Origin of the sequence: Streptomyces glomeratus, from assembly GCF_021462825.1 — a bacterium.
In the GTDB taxonomy this organism is placed as follows: domain Bacteria; phylum Actinomycetota; class Actinomycetes; order Streptomycetales; family Streptomycetaceae; genus Streptomyces; species Streptomyces glomeratus.
This window is the reverse complement of sequence record NZ_JAKEEB010000007.1, coordinates 24,024-47,834: the sequence shown is the minus strand read 5'-3', so window position 1 is coordinate 47,834 and position 23,811 is coordinate 24,024. Positions and strand designations below refer to the sequence as shown.

15 protein-coding genes and 1 pseudogene are annotated in these 23,811 nt (G+C 69.5%); 12 read left to right on the top strand and 4 right to left on the bottom strand.

What is annotated here, in order from left to right:
- The first annotated feature begins 237 nt into the window (after positions 1-237).
- The 9 genes from LZ604_RS36015 (at position 238) to LZ604_RS10610 (ending at position 14,200) form a co-directional block, all read left to right on the top strand.
- Entirely contained in the window at positions 238-8,817 is an 8,580-nt protein-coding gene (locus tag LZ604_RS36015) for a polymorphic toxin-type HINT domain-containing protein (RefSeq protein WP_234514458.1), read from the top strand.
- 49 nt (positions 8,818-8,866) lie between these two features.
- A complete protein-coding gene (locus LZ604_RS10645) occupies positions 8,867-9,484 on the top strand; it encodes a DUF6000 family protein (protein WP_234514456.1) in 618 nt (205 codons plus the stop codon).
- Between the two features lie 362 nt (positions 9,485-9,846).
- On the top strand, positions 9,847-10,107 hold the full coding sequence (locus LZ604_RS10640; RefSeq protein WP_234514453.1) for a type B 50S ribosomal protein L31: 261 nt from the start codon (positions 9,847-9,849) through the stop codon (positions 10,105-10,107).
- A 34-nt stretch (positions 10,108-10,141) separates the two neighbouring features.
- Positions 10,142-10,264 carry a type B 50S ribosomal protein L36 gene (gene ykgO, locus LZ604_RS10635; RefSeq protein WP_234514451.1) on the top strand — a complete coding sequence of 41 codons (123 nt, stop codon included), beginning with the start codon at positions 10,142-10,144 and terminating at the stop codon, positions 10,262-10,264.
- A gap of 451 nt (positions 10,265-10,715) precedes the next feature.
- Entirely contained in the window at positions 10,716-12,200 is a 1,485-nt protein-coding gene (locus LZ604_RS10630; RefSeq protein WP_234514449.1) for a sensor histidine kinase, read from the top strand.
- Positions 12,201-12,221: 21 nt separating this feature from the next.
- The gene (locus LZ604_RS10625) at positions 12,222-12,629 is read left to right on the top strand and encodes a roadblock/LC7 domain-containing protein (RefSeq protein WP_234514447.1); all 408 of its coding nucleotides are present in this window, start codon (positions 12,222-12,224) and stop codon (positions 12,627-12,629) included.
- 3 nt (positions 12,630-12,632) lie between these two features.
- Entirely contained in the window at positions 12,633-13,025 is a 393-nt protein-coding gene (locus LZ604_RS10620; RefSeq protein ID WP_234514444.1) for a DUF742 domain-containing protein, read from the top strand.
- Positions 13,003-13,674, top strand: a complete 672-nt coding sequence (locus tag LZ604_RS10615) for a GTP-binding protein (protein ID WP_234514442.1) — start codon at positions 13,003-13,005, stop codon at positions 13,672-13,674. The genes LZ604_RS10620 and LZ604_RS10615 overlap by 23 nt, the downstream gene beginning before the upstream one ends.
- Positions 13,589-14,200, top strand: coding sequence for a GAF domain-containing protein (locus tag LZ604_RS10610; RefSeq protein WP_234514440.1), 612 nt, complete (start codon positions 13,589-13,591; stop codon positions 14,198-14,200). Before LZ604_RS10615 ends, LZ604_RS10610 begins: the two co-directional genes overlap by 86 nt.
- 185 nt (positions 14,201-14,385) lie before the next feature.
- Here LZ604_RS10610 and LZ604_RS10605 read toward each other — a convergent pair whose 3' ends face one another.
- Entirely contained in the window at positions 14,386-17,154 is a 2,769-nt protein-coding gene (locus tag LZ604_RS10605; RefSeq protein ID WP_234514437.1) for a helix-turn-helix transcriptional regulator, read from the bottom strand.
- Between the two features lie 476 nt (positions 17,155-17,630).
- On the opposite strand from LZ604_RS10605, the gene LZ604_RS10600 reads away from it, so the two are divergent.
- The 3 genes from LZ604_RS10600 to LZ604_RS10590 all read left to right on the top strand — a co-directional run bounded on the left by LZ604_RS10600 (position 17,631) and on the right by LZ604_RS10590 (position 20,214).
- The gene (locus LZ604_RS10600; RefSeq protein WP_234514434.1) at positions 17,631-18,827 is read left to right on the top strand and encodes an epoxide hydrolase family protein; all 1,197 of its coding nucleotides are present in this window, start codon (positions 17,631-17,633) and stop codon (positions 18,825-18,827) included.
- 292 nt (positions 18,828-19,119) lie between these two features.
- Positions 19,120-19,713, top strand: coding sequence for a sigma-70 family RNA polymerase sigma factor (locus tag LZ604_RS10595; protein WP_234514432.1), 594 nt, complete (start codon positions 19,120-19,122; stop codon positions 19,711-19,713).
- 129 nt (positions 19,714-19,842) lie between these two features.
- Positions 19,843-20,214 (top strand): ArsR/SmtB family transcription factor, encoded by a 372-nt coding sequence (locus LZ604_RS10590; RefSeq protein WP_234514430.1) that lies wholly within the window; start codon positions 19,843-19,845, stop codon positions 20,212-20,214.
- A gap of 75 nt (positions 20,215-20,289) precedes the next feature.
- Here LZ604_RS10590 and LZ604_RS10585 read toward each other — a convergent pair whose 3' ends face one another.
- The 3 genes and pseudogenes from LZ604_RS10585 to LZ604_RS10575 all read right to left on the bottom strand — a co-directional run bounded on the left by LZ604_RS10585 (position 20,290) and on the right by LZ604_RS10575 (position 23,786).
- Positions 20,290-21,795 (bottom strand): LCP family protein, encoded by a 1,506-nt coding sequence (locus tag LZ604_RS10585; protein WP_234514427.1) that lies wholly within the window; start codon positions 21,793-21,795, stop codon positions 20,290-20,292.
- 161 nt (positions 21,796-21,956) lie between these two features.
- Complete coding sequence (locus LZ604_RS10580) at positions 21,957-22,640, bottom strand: glycerophosphodiester phosphodiesterase (protein WP_234514425.1); 684 nt, start codon at positions 22,638-22,640, stop codon at positions 21,957-21,959.
- Between the two features lie 20 nt (positions 22,641-22,660).
- Positions 22,661-23,786: pseudogene (locus tag LZ604_RS10575) on the bottom strand (adenosine deaminase).
- Positions 23,787-23,811: the final 25 nt, after the last annotated feature.

Genomic DNA, 23,811 nt, shown 5'->3' with positions numbered 1-23,811 from the left:
GCGTTTTCCATGTAATTGGCAAAGGGTATTGAGCCCGATCATGATCGTACTTAGCCTCCCGTCGATCACTCGCACGTGTGATCTATCGATATGACGGTCCCTCAGGGCCGTGCCCTGGGGGGTTGGTTACGCGTGAGTGGTAGACGTCGCTGGTTCGCCGGTGTGTGGCACCGGAGATTTCTTGGCGGACTCGGAATATGGACAATTCCCGTCGCACTTCTCGCGCTACTCATACCGGTGACGATCGCCGCAGGTCTGGGAACTCCGGGATTCTTCAACGGAGATACGGACGACGGTTTCGGGCACCACGGCGGCTTCCACTTCAACGGCGCGGTGTGGAATCCGAAGAGACTGCCCGTCACTCCGAGCGTGGGACACCATGCCCTGCAGGCGAAGCTCACCCAACACCCGAAGGGGTACAAGCCCCTGACGACCTACCGGGCGCAGGCGCCCGAGTGGCCGAAGGCCGGCACCGCGACGGTCGCCCTGGGCGCCACCGGCCGACCCGAGCCGGTCAAGGCCGGCTCACTGCCCGTCTGGGTGGCACCCGCCGGCCAAGGCCGCGGTGTCGGCCAGGTCCGTGTGCGGACGGCATCGCACACCCAGGCGCTCAGGGCGGGCGCCAACGGAATGCTTCTGGGCCTCACCCCGGCCGGTGCGGCCTCCGCGCGCGGCCGAGTGAAAGTGGTCATCGACTACTCCGCCATAGCCCAGGCCTACGGCGGCGGTTACGGCTCCCGGCTTCGGCTGGTGCAACTGCCGGGCTGTGCGCTCACCACACCAGAGCGCCCGGAATGCCAGAAGCGCATCCCGGTGACCTTCACCAACCGCCCCGCCGCCCACCAGCTCACGGCGACCATCACCGTGGGGCCGGCGCCCGCCGGCACTCAGGCGGAGGCCCACGGCTCGGACACGACCAAGCCCGCCAAGGACTCGAACACGCCCCGGCCGGCGGGGGGCAACGGCACCGCTGAGCCGACTCCGGGCGCCGACGGCTCCCCAGCGACGGCGAGCCCGAACAGCACGAACTCCCCCCACGCCTCGCAGACGAAGCCCTCGCAGGGAGCCGGCGGCCCGACCACGATGTCGGTGCGCACCGCGCCCATGTCCGTGAGCACCACAGGCACCACGGCGCTGGCCGTCACCTCCGGCACCTCCGGCTCCCAGGGTGACTACGGGGTTACGGAGCTGTCGGCGGCCGGTACCTGGCAGGCCTCGGCCACCGGCTCGTTCACCTACGCCTACCCGATCTCGGTGCCGTCCGCGATCGGCAGCAACGCGCCGTCCGTCGGCCTGAGTTACGACTCGCAGACCGTCGACGGCGAGACCACCGCCCGCAACTCCCAGGCCTCGTGGGTCGGAGACGGCTGGAGCTACCAGGTCGGTTCTGTGGAGCGGGCCTACCGCAAGTGCGACTCCCTCCTCGACTCCGGCGGAGACAAGATCCTCAAGGGCTCCGGCGACGAGTGCTGGGGCGGGGACAACGCCATGCTGTCCTTCGGCTCGCATTCCGGAGTGCTCGTGCCCGACGGGGTGGACTCGAGCGTGCCCGGGGAGATCAAGCAGTGGCGGCTGCAGGGTGACGACGGCACCCTCGTGCAGGAACTGTCCGGCGCCGACAACGGCCTGCACGACGGTGTCTACTACCGGGTCCTGACCACGGACGGCACCGCCGCCTACTTCGGCGCCGACCATTCCCCGAGCGGCGCGGGCACCGGTGCCACCATGTCCGCGAACCCCGCCGACCCCTCCACGCACTCCGCCTGGGGCGTCCCCGTCCTGCACCCGCGCTCGACGGACCCCTGCTACGACAGCACCAAGGGCAAGGCATCCCAGTGCGACAAGCCGGAGGGCTGGCGCTGGAACCTCGACTTCGTGGTGTCGCCGGCCGGATTCGTGCAGCGTTACGACTACACCACCGAATCCAATTACTACGACCTCGGCGGCGGCCAGGCGGCCGAGTCGACCGATCCGGACGACACCGGCACTCTGACCTCGTACACCCGTGGCGGCGCGCTGACGCTCATCTCGTACGGCTACACGCTGGCCGACGAGCAGGCCGGGCGCACCCCCGCCGCCGAGGTGGACTTCGGCCTGGCCCAGCGGTGCCAGACCACCAGCACCTTCACCGACTGCTCGGCTTCGAATCTCAAGGACAGCACCGCGACCCACTGGCCGGACGTGCCGTGGGACCTGCACTGCGACTCGACGGACAAGAACAAGCTCCCGGACGGCGCCACCACCGTCCCCGACGACGTGTGCATCACGTCGGGACCCAGCTTCTGGACCACCACCAGGCTGGCCTCCATCACCACCAAGGTCCATGTGAAGGCGACCGACCAGCTCACCGCGGTCGACTCCTACGAGCTGGGCCAGGTCTATTCGGACGCGGGCGGCACCGTCGACCCGGTCACCGGCACCACGGTGGACCCCAAGGACGCCGGGATGCTGCAGGCCGTGATGTGGCTGCAGTCGATCCAGCACACCGGCAAGGACACCTACGACAACGGCAACAGCGACATCACGCTGAACCAGGTGTCGTTCACCGGCACGGAGATCGACAACCGGGTCAACGACGACTCCCCGTCCGCACCGCCGCTGTACCGGCCGCGCATCTCCAGCGTGCAGACGGAGACCGGTGAGTCCATCGCGGTCGAGTACAACTCGGCTCCCTGTGCGGGCCTGACCCTCTCGATCTCCCAGGCAGACAGCAACGCCCACTCCTGCTACCCCGTCTACTGGACCGTTCCCGGCGCCTCGAAGCCGATTGCGGACTGGTTCAACAAGGTCACCGTGAACAGCGTGGCCGTGTCCGACCTGACCATTGCCGGCCAGTACAAGCCGGACGCCCAGAACATCCCGGCCGGCTCCGAGGCCCAGATCTCCCGCTACAGCTACGGCGGCCCGGCCTGGCACCGTGACGACTCGGCGCAGACCGACGACCAGTACCGCACCTGGGACCAGTTCCGCGGCTTCCGGACCGTTACCGTGCAGACCGGCCAGGCTCCGGAGCCGGTCACCCAGCAGACCACCACCTATCTGCAGGGCATGGACGGCGACTACAAGGCCGACGGCACCCGTCGCTCCGTCACCGTCGACGCCAAGGTCGGCGGCAACACGGTGCTGAGCCTGACCGACTCGGACCAGCTGTCCGGCACCGTGCTCGAGGACGAGACCTACACCAAGGCCGGCGGCACGGTCGACGCCGTCAGCGTCAACGGCCCGTTCGCCTTCACCACCACCGTCTCCGCAGGCCAGACGCCATGGACGGACTGGACGCAGGAGGACAATCCCGGTGAGACCGAGCCGGCCCTGTCCACCCTGCCCGATCTCACCGCGCAACGGATCAAGTCCAGCAGCTCCCTGAAGTACCAGCTCCTCTCCAACGGGACCTGGCGGCACACCAAGACCGACAGCGCGTACGACAGCCAGGGCCGCCTGTCCACCCTGAACGAGCACGGTGACGGCGTCGACCCGGACCAGGAGAAGTGCGCCACCACTACCTACGCGACGCCGCCGTCCGGAAACTCGATGGCCCTCGCCTACCCGGATCAGGTCACCACCGTCAGCGGCCCGTGCGGCACCGCGCCGAGCGCCACCACGCTCCTGGCCGACAGGAAGCTCTACTACGACGGTGACGGCAGCCTCACGAATCTGGGAACCTTCGGGCAGCTCGAGCAGACCGGCAGCACGGCGATCGGTCGGGTCACCGCCGTGCGCACGGCCACCGGCTACAGCGGCAGCACGGAAAACTGGCAGACCAACTCGGCGATGAAGTACGACGGCGCCGGGCGGATCACCGACACGCTGGACGTCACCGGGCAGAACACCCATACGGACTTCACCCCGCCCTGGACCTCGGCAGGCGGCAACACCGACCCCACCGGCATCACCACCACCAACTCCAAGAACTGGACGGTCACTTCCTCGCTCGACCCGCTGCGCGGACTACCCATCGAGAACGTCGATGCCAACGGCCGCAAGACCGACATGACCTACGACGCGCTCGGCAGGCGCACCGCCGTGTGGCTGCCCGGCCGGGACAAGGCAGCCGGCCAGAGCGCGGACCGCACCTTCGAGTACTCCATCAACCCTGGCGCCGTACCCGCGCCCGGAGACACGATCACCCAGCCCGGCGCACCGACGTCGGTCACCTCCAAGACGCTGCGCGAGGACGGCACGTACGCCACCTCGATCACGATCTACGACGGCATGCTGCAGGCCCGGCAGGTGCAGTCCACCGCGTTGGGCGACTCGAACTCGGGCCGCATCATCTCGGACACCTTCTACGACTCGCACGGCTGGAAGGTCGCGGCCTACGCGCCGTACTCCGAGCCGAACAGCTTCCCCTCGACCACGCTGTACGCGGCGAACGAGAACCAGATCCCCTCGGAGACCACCACCACCTACGACGGCCAGGGCCGGCCCCTCGAGAAGACCCTCTGGCACCAGGCCGTCGAGCAGTGGCACGCCTCCACCAGCTACCCGGGGGCCGATGAGGTCGACAGCACGGCACCCGCCGGTGGCCGTTCCACCGCCTCGTTCACCAACGCCATCGGCCAGACCACCAGCACCGTGGTGAAGAACACCGGCTCCACGGTCACCCTGCCCGGCGGCTCGGTGATTCCCTCGGGAACCTCGCTGACCTCCGACAGCGTGCGTCTGACGATGCAGGCGGACGGCAACCTCGTGCTCTCCGCCCTGGCGACCGGCGCCACCATCTGGTCCTCCGGCACCGGCGGTCACCCCGGCGCCTGGGCCAAGTTCGGCACCGACGGCAACCTGGTCGTCTACAGCACGGCCGCGGCCCAGCTGTGGACGACCGGCCTGACGGCCACCACCGGCGCCACCTTCCAGGTGCGCAACGACTCCACCGTGGCCGTCGTCGCCTCCGGCGGCGCCATGCCATGGAAGCAGGGCACCGCGGGCACCGTCCCGGCGGCCGACGCCACCACCCGCTATACGTACACCCCCGCGGGCCAGATCGAGTCGATCAAGGACAACGCGGGCAACACCTGGTCGTACACCTACAACCTGCTCGGCCAGAAGCTGTCCCAGACCGACCCCAACGCCGGCACCACCACGTTCGACAAGTACGACGTGGCCGGCAACCTGTTGCAGACCACCGACGCGCGCGGCCAGGCGCTGTCCTTCACCTATGACTGGGACAACCGCCTCACGGCCGAGTACGCCGCCGCCTGGTCGGCCACCCCGGACCCGACCAAGCTGCTGCTGTCCCATGTGTACGACACCCTGGAGAAGGGCTACGAGACCTCGGCCACCCGTTACGTCGGGGGCGCCTCGGGGTCGGCGTACACCCAGGCCGTCACCGGCTACAACACGGCCTACCAGCCGCTCGGAACCACGCTGACGATCCCGGCCACCGACGGCTTCGCCGCGGCCGGGCAGAGCAGCGCGCCGGCCACGGGCAACGTCACCTACACGTCCACCGCCCGCTACACCCCGAACGTCGGGCTGCTCTCCACCGCGCACTACCAGGCGGACGGAAACCTGCCCGCCGAGGACATCGACTACGGCTACACCCAGCAGGGCAACCTCGACGGCATCGGCGGCTTCATCAACTCCGCCAACACGCCCGCCTACCTGGACACCGCCGTGCACGACGCGTTCGGGCGGGTGCTGCAGGCCAACTACGGGCCCGTGGGCAAGGAGCTGGCGACCTTCGCCCAGTACGACGCCACCTCCGGGCGCGTCACCCAGACCAGCAGCATGGTGCAGACGTCGGCCACGGCCCTGGACGTCGTCAACCTGCGCTACAACCGGGCCGGCGAACTCACCGCGACCGACGACCTGCAGAACAACACCACGCACGACACCCAGTGCTTCGCCTACGACTCCTTCCAGCGGCTGACCGCCGCCTGGACGGACACGGCCGGCATCACCGACCCGAACTCGGCCACACCCGGCGCGATCGGCGGCTGCAACACCGGGCGGGTGCAGACCACCACCACGGCCCCCATCACGGCCACCACCGTCGGCGGTCCGGCCCCGTACTGGCAGACCTACACCTACGACCAGCTCGGCGACCGCACCGGCATGGTCAACCACGACACCACCGGCAACGCGCTCAGCGACATCACCCAGAGCGTCGCCTACCCCGGTGTGAACGGCACGGCGCCCGCGACGCTGCCCGACCAGGCGGGGACCGCCACCCTCGCCAACCCGGCCGGTACGGCGACCATCACGTCGTCGTACACCGACCCCGCCCACGGCAACGTGAACGCCGGCGACACCATCAGCCGGAAGGTGACCACCACCGGTCCGCTGACCAGCTCCTTCACCATCTCCGGCGGCGGCAAGCGGTGCATCGACGACGCGGGTGGCTCCACCACGGCCGGCACCAAGGTGCAGATCAACACCTGCAACGGGGCCACCAGCGAGAAGTGGACGATCGGCACCGACGGCACGGTGCGGGTCCTCGGCATGTGCCTGGACACCACGGGCAACGCGACCACCAGCGGCACTCTCGTGGTGATCGACACCTGCAAGACCGACGCCACCCAGAAGTGGAAGGTCACCACCACCGGCACCCTGGTCAGCAACGCCAACGGCGCGATGTGCCTGACCGACCCCGGAGCCTCCGGCACCACCGGCACCCAGCTGACCCTCGCCACCTGCGGCGGCAGTGGCCAGACCTGGACCAACGCCGCGAACGGCGCCGTCCCGGCCGGCCAGAGCCAGACGTTCACCTATGACGCCGAGGGCCGTACGGCCACCGTGGCCACGACGTCCGGCACCCACACCAACACGAGCAAGTACCTCTACGACGCTCAGGGCGGTCTGCTGGAACAGACCGCCGCGGTCGACGGCGTGGACAAGACCCGCATCCTCTACCTCTTCGGCGGCACCGAGCAGATCACCCTCAACGTCAGCGCCAAGACCTGGACCGGCCTGCGCAACATCGCCGGCCCGGACGGCACCACCGTCACCCGCTCCAGCACCGGCACGGTCAGCTATCAGGTCGCCAACGGCCAGGGCACCGCCCTGACCGCCGTCGACGCCGCCACGCTGGCCGCCACCCGCCGTTCCTTCGACCCCTGGGGCAACCCGCGCGGAACCAAGCCCGGTTCCTGGGTGGCACCGGACGAGAACCACGGCTTCCTCGGCCGGCCCGCCGATCCCGTCACCGGCCTCAACCTGCTGGGCGCCCGCAACTACGACCCCGTCGTGGGCCGCTTCCTCACCCCCGACCCGATCTTCCAGACCGGTGACCCCAACCAGATGGGCGGCTACACCTACGCCGCCGACAATCCCGCCAGCAGCAGCGATCCCACGGGTTACGACGACTGGTACAACGACCCGTCCATGAACAAGTGCGCCATCGACTGCGGTGGCGGAAAGAAGAAATCCCACGGTGGCGGCGGCACCAAGACCTCCAGCGGCTCCACCGGCGCATCGCCCGCACCGTCCACCACGCCGGCACCTCCCATGGGGCCGACCCCGACCTCCACGCAGACCCCGACACCGACGCTCGGTGAGACCCCTTGCCAGCCGGAGGACTTCGGCACGGACCGATGCGAGAGCTACGACGGCGGTCAGTTGATCTACACGGCCGTCGGGGTGGTGGCATTGCCGGTCGCCGCGTGGTGCATCGGTACCGGTGTCCTGGACTGTGTCGCGGGGGCGTTTACCGGTGCCGCGGATGCCGAGGCGGGAGGCAGCATGCTCCTCGGCGTCCGTGTCGTGGGCCTGGGGATGGGCGCCGCAAGGGCCTTGGAAGAGGGGGCAACGGGGGGCGCGGCAGCCGGCGCCGAAGCCAGCGCCGCGAACGAAGCCGCCGACGACGTGGCCGACATCGTCGCTGCGAAGCGCGCCAATGCGCAGGAGCATGCTGCGAAGGCGGAGGCGGAAGCGACGAGACCGAGCAAGCCGGCAGCAGGTAACGCGGGCACGAAGTCCGCGGAATCGACAACCCGCTGCAGCTTCTCCCCTGACACGCCCGTCCTCATGGCCAGCGGCAGGACCAAGACGATCGGCAAGATCAAGACCGGCGACAAGGTCGAGGCCGCCGACCAGAAGACCGGCAGACACACCGGCCCCCGCGAGGTCGTCGCGACGCTGGTCAACCATGACAAGGACCTGATCGACGTCAAGGTCCGCACCAGCCGCCACCACACGGCAACGCTCCATACGACCTCGAAGCACCCTTTCTGGGACGCGACCGCCCACGCCTGGGTCCCCGCGGGGAAGCTCAAGGCGGGACACGCGCTCACCACCGAGGACGGGCACCACATCTACGTCGCTCAGGTGCATGTGACCCCGGGGGAGGCCGATCGCTACAACCTGACGGTCCGAGAGCTCCACACGTACTATGTGGTGGCGGACGGCGTTCCGATCTTGGTGCACAACTCCTGCCCCAACTTCGACACGTCGGGTCTGGGAGAAGACAACCCCACTCCGCATGACGTCGTGGAAAGCGCCAAAGAACTGACCGGCACAGATGGCACCTACCTGTACCGAGGTGTCACCCACGACCACTGGAACTATGAAGACGCGGCTTCGGGAAGAGCCGTGCCGCGTGGAGGCCACGGGGACCCGGTCGCGCACAGCGGTGACGACACGGAGAGTGAAATGACTTCCTGGTCTCCTGATCCGGAGACTGCCCAAGAGTTCTCGAAGGACAGTGGATATGGCGCCAGGCCGAACCTGGTCCTGCGCATTCCCATCTCGGCGATCTCCGCAGATCGCATGATTGTCGCCGGAGAGCGCGGTCTCGATGAGCTGGAGATTCAAGTCTGGGGAGTCGTGGACGGGTGCGAGGTGAGCTGCAATGGAGGTCCGTTCTCGAAGCCATGACATGCTTGCCCCTCGGAGGCACGGACTCGGCGGGAGCTGAGGGGGATGCATGACTGCTGACGGTGGTGTGGCCGAGCCGGGGCGTATCGACGTGTTCAAGAGGTACGCCCTGGCCGGACGCAGGTACAAGCGGCTTCTCGGCGGCAACTTCATGCGTCTGCCCCCGGGTGAGCTTCGGGAGTTCGGTGAGCGACTGGCCGCCGATTCGCGCGAGATCACTCCCGGTGAATTGAACGAGCTCTTCAGCGGCGACTGGAGGGAGCGTCTCACGGGGGCTTGGCTTGCCGGGTTCGGCCTGCGGCTGGAGATGCGTGATGTGATCTCGCGGCTGCTTCTCGAGGGAAGTGACCGGCACGCCGGCAAGGGTTACTGCTTCGCCCTTGCGCGATTCGGATCGAGAGGTGATGCGGACACTCTTGCTCGCTATCTGAATCAGTCTCTCGGTCGGCTCGACCTACGCGCCGACCAGCCGTGGGCACTGGGCGCACTAATCGTCCTGGATGGGAATCTGGGGACGCAATACTCTTTGCAATTCATCCAGGGCGGGGGGGTGTGGGATCGCTGGGTTCAGGCCGGAGAATCGGCAACATATACTCCCGGTGAAATGAAGGCCGAGATCCAGTCATGGTGCTCATTTGCGGAGGCTTCCACTGGCGGCTCCTCGTGAATGCGGAACCGAAAAGGGCCCGGTCCGGTCCGGGGCTTCGGTGTAATTGCGCGACGACCGTTTCATGATCGTGTGAGTCCCAGGAGGGCGAGCGGCCGGCCGGCAACGCGGGCGTTGCCGGCCGGCGGATCTCAGCAGTGCGGCGGGGACACCGGCCTTCCTCGTCAGCGGACGCAGGCACCACAGGGCGTACGACATCGGGGCCTGCCGGCCGCGGTGCGGGCCGCCCGGGAGTGGGCTGCCGTGGCCGTCTGAGGGCCGGCGGCCCGGCCTCCCTGCCGAACCCGGGAATGCCGAGGACCGGGGGCGGCGTTGAAGAGGGCGTGGCTGGCATGCTCAGGCCACAGGAAGAAGGAAACATCATGAGGCCCGGCATCCACCCCCTCTCCCGGCCGGTCGTCTTCCGCGACCGGGCCGCGGACGTGGCGTTCCTGACCCGCTCGACCGCAGTCGCCTCGCAGACGATCGAGTGGGAGGACGGCAACACCTATCCGCTGATCGACGTCGAGATCTCGTCGGCCGGCCACCCGTTCTACACCGGCACCTCGCGGGTCCTGGACACCGCCGGCCGCGTGGAGCGCTTCGAGCGGCGCTACGGCCGCGCGGCATCGGCCCGCCGCTGACCCCGGACCGGAGTGCGAGCAGGAGGAGGAAGTCATGAAGGTGCGCAAGTCCCTGCGGTCGCTGAAGTCCATGCCCGGTGCGCAGGTGGTGCGCCGCCGGGGCGTGACCTATGTGATCAACAAGAAGGATCCGCGGTTCAAGGCCCGCCAGGGCTGAGTGCCCCCCTGTCCGCCGGTCGGCCCGGCCCCGCTATCCGCGGGGCCGGGCCGACCCGTGTGGGCGGCGGACCGGACCGCCGGGAGCCGGGCCGTGCTCTCGGCCCGCGGTCGGGCCCGGTTCCGGGCCGGTAAGGCGGTGGTCCGGCTTGTGTGCGGACCTCTCCGTCGGCGCCGAGGCCCGTCTCGCGGAGCGTGGTTGATGTCTTTGTCCGGTCATGTAACGGGCAATCCGTGCCCACGAGGTGACCAGTAGTGACGTGGAGTGCCGTTACCTGTAACGTGCATCGCACACTTCCGGCCGACTGGCCGGTATGCAACCCGGGACTGTGATGCAGGAGCCTGCGATGTCGCCCGTACACACCCCCCGGGAGACGACGGCGGTCGACTCCCGGACGTGGCATGGCCCACCAGTGGAAACGGCCGCGGGCGGTACGGCAGTCGGGCGCCCCATGGTGCTTCTCGCGGTGCTGCCCGCCGGGCTGGTCGCGGTCACCGGAGCCGTGGCCGCCGCTCTCCTGTTCACCGCAGGCGTGGGCCACGTGGACAAGACTCTCTCGTGGGGCCTGCTCACGGGCACCCTGGTGGTCGTGTGCGGGATCCTCGCGGGCGCAGGGCTGTACGCCTCCGCAAAGGCTCGGGCCCTGGGGCGCCGCTATGCCGAGCTGAGCGGCTCCGCGATCCGCGCCCGGGCCGAACTGGCGGAACTGCGGCTGCAACTCGAGCGCAGCCAGGAGCTGATCGAGCGCAGGCGACTCGAGGGCAGCCCCTTGCCGGACCGGGCGGTGGACGCGCTGGACCGGCTCGACGACGAGGTCGCCTCCGCCCGGCGCGCGGCCGAGACGATCGCGCGGGAGCCGGCCGTGCAGCCGCGCGGCGCCGAGCAGTTCGAGGTCTTCGCCAATATGGCCCGCAGGCTCGAGTCGCTGGTGCACCGTGAGATCGGGCTCCTGGACGACCTGGAGAACGAGGTCGAGGATCCGGAGCTGCTCAAGGGCCTGTTCCGGGTGGACCATCTGGCCACCCGAGTCCGGCGATACGCCGAGAATCTGGCCGTGCTCGGCGGTGCCGTCTCCCACCGCCTGTGGACCCAGCCGGTCAGCATGAGCGATGTGATGCGTTCCGCGGCCGCCGAGATCGAGCAGTACTCGCGGGTCAAGATGGTGCCCCCGGTGGAGGGGACGGTGCGTGGCCACGCGGTGGTCGATGTGGTCCACCTGCTGGCGGAGCTGGTGGAGAACGCCACGGTGTTCTCGCCTCCCCACACCCAGGTGCTGCTGCGCGCCGAGCACGTCACCGCCGGGCTGGCGATCGAGGTCGAGGACCGCGGCCTGGGCATGAACTCCGCCGAGCGGAACCGGATGAACTCCCTGCTCGACTCGCCCGACACCGTCACCCTGGGCGAACTGCTCAAGGACGGCCGGATCGGCCTGTACGTGGTCTCCGCGCTCGCCCGGCGGCACGGCATCGCCGTACGGCTCCAGAACAACGTCTACGGCGGTACCCAGGCGGTCGTCGTGCTGCCGCACGAACTGCTGGGTGGACAGGCGCAGTCGACCGAACCACAGCAGGAGCCGTCGGGCGTCACTTCCGGGGCTGCAAGGGAACGCGCGGAGGAACCGGCCGAGCGGACACCGGTGCCGGAGATCCCCGCCGCCCGGGCCCCGGTTTCCGCATCGACGGCCGAACCGCAGGCGGTCCCCGTCGCGGCCCCCGCGCCCGAAGACGACCGCCCGTCGCTGCCCAAGCGCCACCGTCAGGAACACCTCGCTCCCGAACTGCTCCAGGCCTCCACCACGGACGTGGCGGCGAAGGAGCCCGACCACGATCCGGGCCTGATGGCCGCCTTCCGCACCGGCGTCCGCCGTGCCGAGGAATACGAGGTGGCCGAAGAACCCGCGGAAGCCGCAGAGCTCGATCCCGACCCGGCCCCCTAGCAGTTTCACATCACTGAGGAGATGTACGCGATCGTGGTGAGCGAAGACCTTTCCTGGCTGTTGACCGGCCTTCTGCAGCGGGTGCCGCATACGCGCAGCGCGCTGCTGTTGTCCTCGGACGGCCTGGTGATGGCCGCGGACGGACTGGACACCGACGCGGCGGACCATCTGGCGGCCCTCTCCAGCGGGCTCTACTCCCTGGCCCGAAGTGCCGGCAAGCGATTCGACAACGGCGGTGGCGTGCAGCAGATCGTGACCGAGCTGAGCAGCTCGCTGCTCTTCGTCTCCGCGGCCGGGCAGGGTGCACTGCTGGCGGTGCTCGCCGGGCGGGACGCGGACGTGGCGGTGCTGGGATACGAGATGACCATGATGGTCAAGAGCGTCCGCAGTCACCTCGGGGCGGCTCCACGGCAGTCGGTGGGGCAGTGACAGATGCCGGAGGCCCCGGGTGATCCGGTCACGCCATTGCTCGACGACGCCGTCGGACGGATGGTCCGGCCCTACACCGTCAGCGAAGGACGCACCAAACCGACGTGCCACTTCGACCTGATGACCATGGTGGTGGCCACCGGTACCACGTCGCGGCGCAATCTCGGACTGGATCACACCCATGTCCTGGAGCTGTGCCGGACGCCGGTCACGGTGGCCGAGATCGCGGGGCTCACCCGCATGCCCGCGACGGTGATCAAGGTCTTGCTGTCCGACCTGGTCGAGCGCGGTGCGGTCGTCACACGGCCTTTCGACCTGGCAACGCAGGCGGCATCCGCTGCCCCCGATCTGGAACTATTGGAGGCCTTGCGGGATGGGCTCCTCAAACGACTCTGAGGCACCCGGCGCCGACTCCCTTCCCACGGGGATCAAGATCCTGGTCGCCGGCGGCTTCGGGGTGGGCAAGACCACCTTCGTGGGGGCGGTCAGCGAGATCGAGCCGCTGAACACGGAGGAGCTGCTGACCGAGGTCAGTGCCGCCACGGACCGGCTGGACGGGGTGGAGCACAAGGCCACCACCACGGTGGCCATGGACTTCGGGCGGATCACCATCAGCCCGCAGCACGTGCTCTATCTGTTCGGGACGCCCGGGCAGGAGCGCTTCTGGTTCATGTGGGACGAACTGTCCGCCGGTGCGCTGGGTGCGGTCGTGCTCGCCGACACCCGCCGGCTGGAGCACTGTTTCCCGGCGGTCGACTTCTTCGAAGCGCGTGGCATCGGCTTCGTCGTCGCGGTCAACGAGTTCGACGGCGCGCACCAGTACGAACCGGGAGAGGTACGGGCGGCGCTGGACCTCAGGCCCGAGGTGCCGGTGGTCCTGTGTGACGCCCGTCTGTCCAGCTCGGGTATCCGGGTTCTGCTTTCACTCGTGCAGCATCTGATCACTTCAAGGAGTGCCCATGACAGCGATGGTGCCCAGGACTCCCTTCGGAGGGGAGACCGGGATCGGCGTACGTCATCTGCTTCTTCCGCCGCAGGACCCTGAGGCACAGGCCCGGGCACGCCGGCTGCGGGAACTGGGGATCGAGGCCAAGCCGGTCCCCGAGTTCGACGACGTCGCCCGCGAACTGGCCCAGCGCACCGGGGGATGCTACGCGGGAGTCAACTTCTTCGTCGACGAGAACCGCCAGTACTTCGCCGGCCTGTACAGCGCGGCCTCGGACACGACCGTCGAGCTGGAGACCCCTCTGCTCGACGATCCCGTGCCGGGCCGGGTGATGCCTCGTGACCTCGACATCGGTTTCTGCCCCCACGTGGTCAGGCGGCGCAAGGCGCTGGTGCTGGACGACGTCCGCGACTTTCCGCGCTTCGCCGGCAATCACGTCGTCGATGCCATCGGAATCCACTCCTACCTGGGAGCTCCGCTGATCGACCACACCGGCATGGTGCTGGGCACGATCTGCGTGGTCGACCAGGATCCGCACCCCTGGGGTCACCAAGGACTGGAGACCATCAAGACGATGGCGGCCGAGCTTGTGGAGCGCATCGAAGGGCGGGAGCAGGGCCGGTGAACGAATGACCACCGGCGCGGCGTCCCCCGGCCGGCAGTCCTTGTCCGCGGCCCGACGCTGATCTCGCCATTGCATGGCTTTGCCCTTCGGTCCCCAGCCGGGGACCGTCGGCGGCACCGTCCGCGCGACGGGGCGGGGGCCGTCGCCGAGCGGGGCCACGGTCAGTCCCCGCCCCTAGACAGGTGTCACCGAGCATGCGCTGAGCGAAGCTGCCTTCGAGAGCTGACTCCGAGCTTGGTGAATACGTTGCCGAGGTGCCATTCCACCGTGCGCGGGCTGATGAAGAGCTGGGCAGCGATCTCCTGGTTGGTGTGCCCGTCCCTGGCCAGCCTGGTGATTTGGGATTCCTGGCTGGTGAGCGCGGCGTCGTTGCCGATCGTCCGCTTGCGTGCGGTTTCTCCGGTCGCCAAGAGCTCCTTGCGGGCGCGTTCGGTGAAGCCGTCGGCTCCGAACCGACTGAACGCCTCGTAGGCGGACCGTAGCTGGGCACGGCTCTCCTGACGGCGGTTCCGACGACGTAGCCACTCCCCGTAGAGCAGACGGGCGCGGCCCAGTTGGACGGCGATCCGGCAGTGACCGAGATGGTCGATCGCCTCACCGTAGAGGGCATCGGCAGCCTGGCCGTCGCTGAGTAGCGCGCGCGAGCAGGCCTGCACGCCCAGGGCCCACTCGGTTCCGCTCGCTCGTGTGCGTTCGGTGAGCTTGTCCAGCGCCTCCGCGGCGGCCTTCGGGTGACCACTGCGGACGGCCGCCTCGATCAGTTCGGCCAGTGCCCACCCGAAGAAGCCCAGATCCTCGTACTCGCATGCGCGCGTCGCGGCTGCGAACGCGGCATCGTAACGGCCGAGGCCGTTGTACAGCAGTGCGGTCGCGTACTCGGCAAGGTCGAGAGAGCGTCCCTCACCCCGGGTACGCACTTCCTTGACGGTGGTCTCGATGAGGTCCAGTGCCTCGGATTCCTGTGCTCGCCAGGCGGCGAGCATCAGCGACGTGTACATCATGGGTGCGCCGCCCGCTGCCTCCGAGATAGCCGTGGCCTCATCGATCAGAGCCGCTGCGGTATCGAATTCGCCGGCATGGACGTGGGAGCCCGCCTGGTAGGTCAGCGCCATGGGGAGGACGGCGAGCGCCCCTGCCTCGCGGGCGATGCCGACGGCTCCGGTCGCCAGCTCATGCCACGCGTCGTCGTCCCACAACTCCGGCGCCAGAGGCTCGGGGATCACCCGGAACGCGAGCCACAACCAGCGCCGGTCCACGTCCGTCACGCCTGATCTCTGCTCCTGCCGTACGACGTGCAGCGCATGCCTGAGAGGGCTCACGGCAGCGCTGTAGCCATCGATGACCCGGCTGACCATGCTGTCCAGAAGGATGTCCACCATCCGCGGCGGTGTCGGCGGCGAGGGTCCGGCGCGGGCCGCCTCAGCCACCTCCCGCAGCCCGGGTCCTTCGGTCAGGCGCCCGGCGAAGATCGCCGCGCCCGCCGCTTCCAGCAGGGTGTCACGGGCAAGGGTGGCGTCGACAGGCGCCAGCCGGTGTGCGGCGTCGAGCAGGAGCCGGGGCGCGTCGCCGCCCCGCACCTGGGAGAACACCAGCCGGGCCCGCAGCCTCTCGAGTCGGGCGCGCTGCAGGTCGTCGAGTGGACCGGCCTCCGCGGCCGCCAGCATGGAGCGGGCCTGGTCGGCTGCGCCGGCGTCGATGTGGACCTGAGCGGCGGCCAGTGCCCGGGTGGCACGCCGTGAGGGATCGGGCGTCAGTTGCGCCGCCCGCCACAGGAACGAGGCTGCCGCAGCGGCTCCTCCCCTGCTTCGGGCCCGGCCGGCTGAGCGCTCCAGGCCGACGGCGGTGCCCTCGTCGGGCCGGGTGGCGGCGAGAGCGCGATGCCACGCCCTGCGATCAGGGTCGAGGCCGGGATCGGTGGCTTCGGCCAGTGCCCCGTGCGCCGCCCGGCGATCCGGCGCACACGCCCTCTTGTAGATGGCCGAGCGCACCAATGGGTGGTGGAACCGCACCCTTGTACCGAACTCGACAAGTCCGGCGGCCTCGGCCGGCGCCGCGGCGTCCGCCGGAATCTCCTGCAGAGCGGCTGCGCGCCACAACAGACATGCGTCTCCGGTCGGCTCGGCCGCGGCAGTCAGCAAAAGACGCCGGCTGTCCGGTGGAAGGGATCGGAACTCCTGGTGAAAGGCGTTTTCGATACGGCTCCCCAAGGGGCGCCTGCCAGGAAGCCAGAAACCGCCCGCCAGTTCCGCGGCGGCGCGTGGCAGATGCAGCAGGGCCATCGGGTTACCGTGAGCTTCCGCAATGATCCGATCCCTTACGAGGGGATCGAGCGGCACGCGGACGGCCGACGCCAGCAGGGCACGCGCTTCGGGCTCGCTGAGGCCCTCGACGATCAGCTCCGGCAGACCGGCCAGCTCACGATCGTCAGCAGGCTCCCGCAGGGCGAAGATCAAAGCCATCGGTTCGGCCATCAACCGCCTGGCGACGAACGCCAGCACCTGCAGGGACCCCTCATCCAGCCACTGCGCATCATCGACGAGGCAAGCCAGCGGCTGAGCCTCGGCGGCACCAGCCAGCAGACTGAGCACAGCCAGGCCTACCAGGAAGCGATCCGGCGCCTCGCCCTCCCGGAGACCAAAGGCAACGGACAACGCATCACGCTGCGGTCCCGGCAACTCCGGAAGCCGACCCAGCAAGGGCGTGCAGAGCTGATGAAGGCTCGCGAACGGAAGTGCCATCTCCGACTCGATGCCTGAGATGTCGACGGTACGGAACCCGACAGCCCGATCGGCTGCGTGGTCCAGCAACGCTGTCTTGCCGATCCCTGCCTCGCCGCGGAGGACCAGGACCGCGCTGCTACCCGCCCGCGCTGTCGCCAGGGCCCGCTCCAGTGCGGCCAGCTCCCGGCCCCGCCCCAGAAGTCGGATGTGAGTGTCACTGGAGGGCAAGCCCATGGTCAATCTCCTGACCGGCTGCCGGGTGCGTTCCATCAGGTCGAGACGCCTGGCTTGCGTGCGTGAGCTCCGACGCGCCGACTCGACCTCACAGGCCTCGCGGCCGCTCGAAACGACCGGTCGGCCGAGCTTCCTTCAGGCGCCACCAAAACACCATTGCCACCATAGTTCGTTTCCGGATGCGGATTCACAGGAGCCCATGAGCGGTACGCCCATCGGGGCGTGCCGGGCTCTGACCATTGTTCGGCCCGCCGACGCCACCGTCGGCGCACCGGGTTCGCCCGCCGCTACGCACAGCGACTGTCCGCGCCCGTACGCGGCCCGAAGCTCCATCGCCTCCGCCGCCAGAGCACGAGGCCCCCGGGGTCAGCCGGGGGCGAATCCCCGGGGGTTTCCCGGGGGCGATGCACGCTCGTCCTCGGGAATGGTGGACCAGCCGGCGACACGAGGTCGCCGCCGATACCAAGGAGACTTACATGTCCATCACCCCCGGCACTCCGGAGATCCGGCCGTTCACGTTCGAGTTCCCCGACGCGGAGCTCGAGGAGTTGCGGGCTCGTGTCAAGGCGGCGCGGTGGCCCGAGAAGGAGACCGTCGCTGACCAGTCGCAGGGCACGCAGATGGAGACGATGAAGGAGCTCGCGCGGTACTGGGCGTCGGAGTACGACTGGCGCAAGGTCGAGACGAAGCTGAAGGCGCTACCGCATTTCATCACTGAGATCGACGGCCTGGACATCCACTTCATCCATGTTCGGTCGAAGCATGAGGATGCTCTGCCGCTGATCGTCACCCACGGGTGGCCAGGCTCGATCGTCGAGCAGCTGAAGATCATTGAGCCGCTGACCGACCCCACGGCCCACGGCGGGAGCGTCTCGGACGCCTTCCACGTGGTCATCCCGTCGATGCCCGGTTACGGCTTCTCGGGCAAGCCGACCTCAACCGGCTGGGGTCCCGAGCGCATCGCCCGTGCCTGGGGCGAGCTGATGCAGCGCCTCGGCTACACCAGGTATGTCGCACAGGGCGGCGACTGGGGTGCGATCATCGCGGACTTCATGGGTGTCCAGGAGCCCGAGGGCCTGGCCGGCATCCACACCAACATGGCCGGCGTGGTTCCGCCCGCCATCGACGCCGCGCTCATCGCGGGCAACCCGCTTCCTGCGGGCCTGTCACTCTCCGACGAGGAGAAGGCGGCGGTCGAACAGCTGGACTTCGTCTACCGGCACGTCTACTTCGCCTACATGATGGGGTCGCGTCCGCAGACGCTGACCGGGCTGGCGGATTCTCCGGTCGGCCTGGCGGCGTTCTTGCTCGACCATGACGCGGCCAGCCTGGCCATGATCTCCCGGGCCTTCGCCGGACAGACCGAAGGCCTCACCCGGGACGACGTCCTCGACAACGTCACGCTCTTCTGGCTGACCAACACGGCGATCTCTGCGGCTCGCCTCTACGCGGAGAACACGAACTCCTTCTTCGGTGTGAAGGGCGTCTCCCTCCCGGTCGCCGTGAGCGTCTTCCCCGACGAGATGTACCAGGCCCCGAAGAGCTGGGCGGAGCAGGCCTATCCGAACCTGGTCCACTACAACAGGCTCCCCAAGGGCGGTCACTTCGCGGCCTGGGAGCAGCCCGGGCTGCTCGTCGAGGAGATTCGCGCCGGCTTCCGGTCGCTCCGCTAGATGACCGCGACCGATTGCCTGGCCACGCTTTAGTGCCCCGAGGTTCGCCCCGCGGGGCGAAGTCGGCGGGAGGGGCACCGGCTGGGCGGGGTGGCCGAGGGGCTCGCAGTGGAGTCCCTCGGCCGCAATCCACGCGCACATACCCGGGGCGGAGTCCTTGACGCGGTCGCGGCCCAGGAGTTGCAGCCGTCGGCTTTCCGTCGCCGCACTGCCCGGTGACGCACGTCCCTCATTCCCCGGCAGTCCGTCCGATCTGCCACGTGAGTCGGTTTTCTTGATTATGGACAACGTCATGCCGCAATCCGCAGCCCCGGCCGCCGATGCACCGCGCTGCCCGGAACTCGCCGCTCGGTTCGAGCGTGAGGCCCTGCCCTTCCTCGACCGGCTGTACGCAGCCGCGGTTCAGCTGACCGGCGACCGCGCAGCCGCAGAACACCTGGTCCAGGACACGTGTCTTCGGGCTCTCGAGGCTTTCGGCGCGTTCACCGGCGACATGGGCCTCAAGGCCTGGCTGTTCCGCGTTCTGGCCGACACCGCCCTCGTCAGTCGCGGTGGCCGGCACCGTCCACCGCACCGGACCGCCTCGGCAGGTCGGTCGCAAGCCGCATCCCCGACGATCCCTGCACTCCGGACGCCCGCAGTGCAGGCCTTGAGCCGGCTGCCCGACCGTGAGGTGAAGGCCGCGATTGGCCAACTCCCCCGGAAAGTCGCGATCGTCGTGCATCTCGCCGACGTCGAGGAGTTCTCGTACTGCGAGATCGCGGAGATCCTGGGCGTTCCGCTGGAGACCGTGACGTCCCGGCTGTACCACGGACGACGGCAGATGCTCCGGCTGCTCACCGACGCGGCAAGCCGACGCGGCCTGCTCGACCCGGGACCGACATGACCTCGCACTTCGCCGTGTTACAGATGCGGCCTTCGGACACACTCTCCTCACCGCCGCCAGGTGACCGGACGCCTACACTGGGGCACCGCGCGTGCGGCGACAGTGATCGGGGCGGGACGGGAGCGGACAGTGCCGGAGAACGTCGGTGGCTTCGATGATCCGTCCGCCGGGGTCCTGGCGGAGGCGGCCGCCGCCTTCGGGCTGCTCGCCTCGGCGTCCCGTCTGCACCTCATGTGGGCCCTGGCCGAGGGCGAGAGCGACGTCACCCATCTCGCGGACCGGGTGGGCGGAGCCCTCCCCGCGGTCAGCCAGCATCTGACGAAGCTGAAGCTCGCCGGTCTCGTGGGCTCCCGCCGCGAGGGCCGACGCCAGGTGTACTACGTCGACGACGCGGACGTCGTCACCGTCGTCCGGCTCATGGTCGGCCAACTGGCCGCGCGCGCCGGCGAGGCAGCCGCAACCGGGACAGCCGCCACCGGGAGGGGAGCCACCGGGACCTGAGCCACCCGCCCGGCCCCCTCGCGCACCGGTCGGCCGGGCCGGGCTCACCTGTCGTCGGGGCGTCTCCCGCGGGCTCTAACCGCCCGATCCGTACGTGAGGTCGGAGCACGGGTCGTCGTCCGCCGACCGGGCGTTCCCAGCCACCGAGGAGGGGATGGCGGCGGGTGCCGGTGAGGCCGAGGTGTCCTGCGTCGCGTACGTCCGGCCGAGGACCACGTTGATGCCCGTGCCGGCGAGAGGGTTCAGCCGGGCGCCGGGGAAGAGTGCGGCGACCTTCTCCGCCTGGGCTTTCAGACCGGTGCCGTACTCGACGACCGTGGTGATGTGGTCCTGGCTGCTCGCGTTGGCGGTGCCGGTGACCGTGAAACCGTACGCGGTGAGGTGCGATGCGGCGCGGGAGGCCAGGCCGCCGGTCGTGGTGCCGTTGTAGACGGCCACGGTGACGCCCTTGCCGAAGGAACTGGTGCCGGGGCTCGGGACGGCGGAGGCGCTCGCCGTCGTCCGGCCCTTCCCACCGCCCGATCCCTTCCGGCCGCCGGCGTCCTTGCCGTCGATCGTCCGGTCGGCCTTGAGCGCGGCCCACAGCTCGGAGGCGTCCGGCTCGACGATCGCGACCCGCGAACCCTGGTAACGCCAGGGGATGGTGACGAACTTGGTGTTGTGCAGGTCGATGTTCTGCAACGACATGGCGAACGTGATCAGCCTGTTGGCCGTGGAGAGCTCCGGGTCGACGGTCATCGACTTCGTGGCGGCGTCGGCGAGCGGCAGCAACTTGGCCGGGGTGAACCCCTCGCTCTTCACCCTCTGAATCAGACCCGCCACGAACGCCTGCTGGCGCTTGATCCGGCCTATGTCGGAGCCGTCGCCGATCCCGTGCCGTATGCGCACGTAGTCCAGCGCCTTCTGCCCCGAGACGGTCTGCCGGCCCTTCTCGAAGAGCAGGGCGCCCCGGGTGGCGCGATTGGGGTTGAGGTCCTTCTGGTAGATGTTCTGCGGGAGGCACACCGGCACCCCGCCCACCACGTCCGTCAGCGCCGCGAAGCCCTTGAAGTCCACGACCACGGTGTGGTCCACGCGCAGACCGGTCAGGCTCTCCACCGTGTTCTGGGTGCAGGCGGGGTTGCCCTTGGCGGTGTTGCCGACGGAGTACGCCTCGTTGAACATCGCGCCGGTCTGCGGCCTGGTCCAGTTGCCGTCGGGCAGCTTGCAGGGCGGGATGGTCACCAGCGTGTCCCGCGGAATCGACACGGCCACGGCGTGCCTGTGATCGGCGTAGATGTGCATCAGGAACGCGGTGTCGGAGCGGCCCACGTCGCTGCTGTCGCCGCCGCCGAGCGCGCTGTTGCCATCGGTGCGCGCGTCCGAGCCGATGACGAGGACGTTCTCACCCTTCGACGAGCCCTCGGGGGGACGGTTCCGGGAGATACCTCCCGCGTCGAAGGTGTTGATGTTCCCGTTCAGCTTCAGGTAGATCCACCCCAGGCCGGCCGTCCCGAGCACCGCCACCGCCACGGCGACGAGAAACGCCGTGCGGAGCGGGCCGCGGGGGCGGCGCGGGTTGGCCTGGTGACTCGTCGGCATGGCTGCGCCCTCATCCGTCGGACTCATACGGAGGGGACGTCCGACCCCGCCCAATGGTTGTACGGTTGCGCAATGTAGCAATCATCGCGGGCGGGGCGGCGGCACGCCCGCCCGCTGCCGCGCAAGCGGTGCCCGTCGCCGCGGCCTTCGGGGCTGCACCCTCAGCGGCCGCGCACCGCATGCAGTGCGTCGAGCCGGTTCGTCGTGATCGAGTCCACTCCCAGGTCCAGGAGGCGCCGCATCGAGCGGCGGGTGTCGGGGGTCCACACGGACAGCAGATGACCGCCCCGGTGCACCCGGGCCGTCAGCTCCGCGCTCACCAGGGGGAAGCGGTAGTTGAGCCAGCGCGGGCGGACCGCGTCCAGCAGGGCGTGCCGTGGCGGGGCGAGGGTCGTCCAGGTCAGGGCGATCTCCGCCGCGGGGTCGGCGGCCCGGACCGCCAGCATGGTCTGGGCGCCCGCGCAGTAGTACACCCGTTCCTGGGCGGCGCACTCGCGCACGACGTCCACGATCCGGCGCACGGCACGGACCGAGGGCGCGCCCGGCAGATCGATCATCACCCGGCTGCCCTCGGTCGCCGTCAGCGCCTCCGCCAGGGCCGGCACTCCGCCCGCCGTCAGTCCCCGCACCTCGGCGAAGGAGAGCGCGGCGAGCGGACGGTCCCGCTCCCACAGCCGCTTCAGGGTCGCGTCGTGCAACAGCACGGGAACGCCGTCCCGGGTGAGCCGTACGTCGATCTCCACCGCGTCCGCGCCCTGTCGGAGCGCGGAACGCAGCGAGTCGATCGTGTTCTCACGGTGGCGGTAGGGGTCGCCGCGATGGGCCACGGCGGTCACGGTGCGCATGGGGCTCATTGTGGTGGCCGTCAGGGTGCGAGCCAGGCCGTGGTGTAGGTGTCGATCTCGGCCGCCAGTTTCGCCTTGCCGGCGTCGTCGAGGAAGGACGCCTCCACCGCGTTCTTGGCGAGGCCGGCGAGGCCCCGCTCGTCGAGGTCGAGCAGCCGTGCGGCGACCGCGTACTCGTTGTCGAGGTCCGTGCCGAACATGGGCGGGTCGTCCGAGTTGACGGTGACGAGGACACCGGCCCGCACGAACTCCCGGATGGGGTGTTCCTCGAGCGTGCGGACGGCGCGCGTCGCGATGTTGGAGGTCGGGCAGACCTCCAGCGCGATGCGGTGCTCGGCGAGGTGCGCCAGCAGCTTGGGGTCCCGGGCGGAACTGGTGCCGTGCCCGATGCGCTCGGCGCGCAGCTCGACGAGGGCGTCCCAGACCGTCTCCGGGCCGGTCGTCTCGCCGGCGTGCGGCACGGAGTGGAGGCCTGCCGCTATGGCGCGGTCGAAGTACGGCTTGAACTGCGGCCGGGGGACGCCGATCTCGGGTCCGCCGAGCCCGAACGAGACGAGCCCCTCGGGGCGCAGCCGGTCGTCGGTGGCCAGCCGGGTCGTCTCCTCCGCGGACTCCAGCCCCGCCTCGCCGGGGATGTCGAAGCACCAGCGCAGCACGGTCCCGAGGTCGGCCTCGGCCGCCTTGCGGGCGTCCTCGATCGCGTCCATGAACGCACGCTCGTCGATGCCGCGCCGGGTGGAGGAGAAGGGGGTGATGGTCAGCTCGGCGTAGCGGACCTGCTGCCGGGCCAGGTCGCGGGCGATCTCGTACGTCAGCAGGCGCACGTCCTCGGGGGTGCGCACGAGGTCGACGACGGACAGGTACACCTCGATGAAGTGGGCGAAGTCCGTGAAGGTGAAGTAGTCGGCCAGGGCCTCGGGGTCGGTGGGCACCTTGGAGTCGGGGTGGCGCGCGGCCAGTTCCGCGACGATGCGGGGGGAGGCGGAGCCGACGTGGTGCACGTGCAGTTCGGCCTTGGGAAGTCCGGCGATGAAGGCGTGCAGATCGCGCACGGCACCGGCGTCGCGGTGGTCGGTCAAGGTTCCTCCCCGGGAACGGCGTCCCGGCGCCGGGTTCGGGCGGGACGCGGGTGATCGGCTGATCGATGACTCGGGGACGATCCTAGGCATAC

Coding starts and splice junctions, on each gene's coding strand:
- LZ604_RS10600 (WP_234514434.1), top strand. CDS start 17,631: ATGTCCATCACCCCCGGCACTCCGGAGATCCGGCCGTTCACGTTCGAG.
- LZ604_RS10625 (WP_234514447.1), top strand. CDS start 12,222: ATGTACGCGATCGTGGTGAGCGAAGACCTTTCCTGGCTGTTGACCGGC.
- LZ604_RS10585 (WP_234514427.1), bottom strand. CDS start 21,795: ATGCCGACGAGTCACCAGGCCAACCCGCGCCGCCCCCGCGGCCCGCTC.
- LZ604_RS10630 (WP_234514449.1), top strand. CDS start 10,716: ATGGTGCTTCTCGCGGTGCTGCCCGCCGGGCTGGTCGCGGTCACCGGA.
- LZ604_RS10620 (WP_234514444.1), top strand. CDS start 12,633: ATGCCGGAGGCCCCGGGTGATCCGGTCACGCCATTGCTCGACGACGCC.
- LZ604_RS10605 (WP_234514437.1), bottom strand. CDS start 17,154: ATGGGCTTGCCCTCCAGTGACACTCACATCCGACTTCTGGGGCGGGGC.
- LZ604_RS10645 (WP_234514456.1), top strand. CDS start 8,867: ATGACTGCTGACGGTGGTGTGGCCGAGCCGGGGCGTATCGACGTGTTC.
- LZ604_RS10610 (WP_234514440.1), top strand. CDS start 13,589: ATGACAGCGATGGTGCCCAGGACTCCCTTCGGAGGGGAGACCGGGATC.
- LZ604_RS10595 (WP_234514432.1), top strand. CDS start 19,120: ATGCCGCAATCCGCAGCCCCGGCCGCCGATGCACCGCGCTGCCCGGAA.
- LZ604_RS10580 (WP_234514425.1), bottom strand. CDS start 22,640: ATGCGCACCGTGACCGCCGTGGCCCATCGCGGCGACCCCTACCGCCAC.
- LZ604_RS10615 (WP_234514442.1), top strand. CDS start 13,003: ATGGGCTCCTCAAACGACTCTGAGGCACCCGGCGCCGACTCCCTTCCC.
- ykgO (WP_234514451.1), top strand. CDS start 10,142: ATGAAGGTGCGCAAGTCCCTGCGGTCGCTGAAGTCCATGCCCGGTGCG.
- LZ604_RS10640 (WP_234514453.1), top strand. CDS start 9,847: ATGAGGCCCGGCATCCACCCCCTCTCCCGGCCGGTCGTCTTCCGCGAC.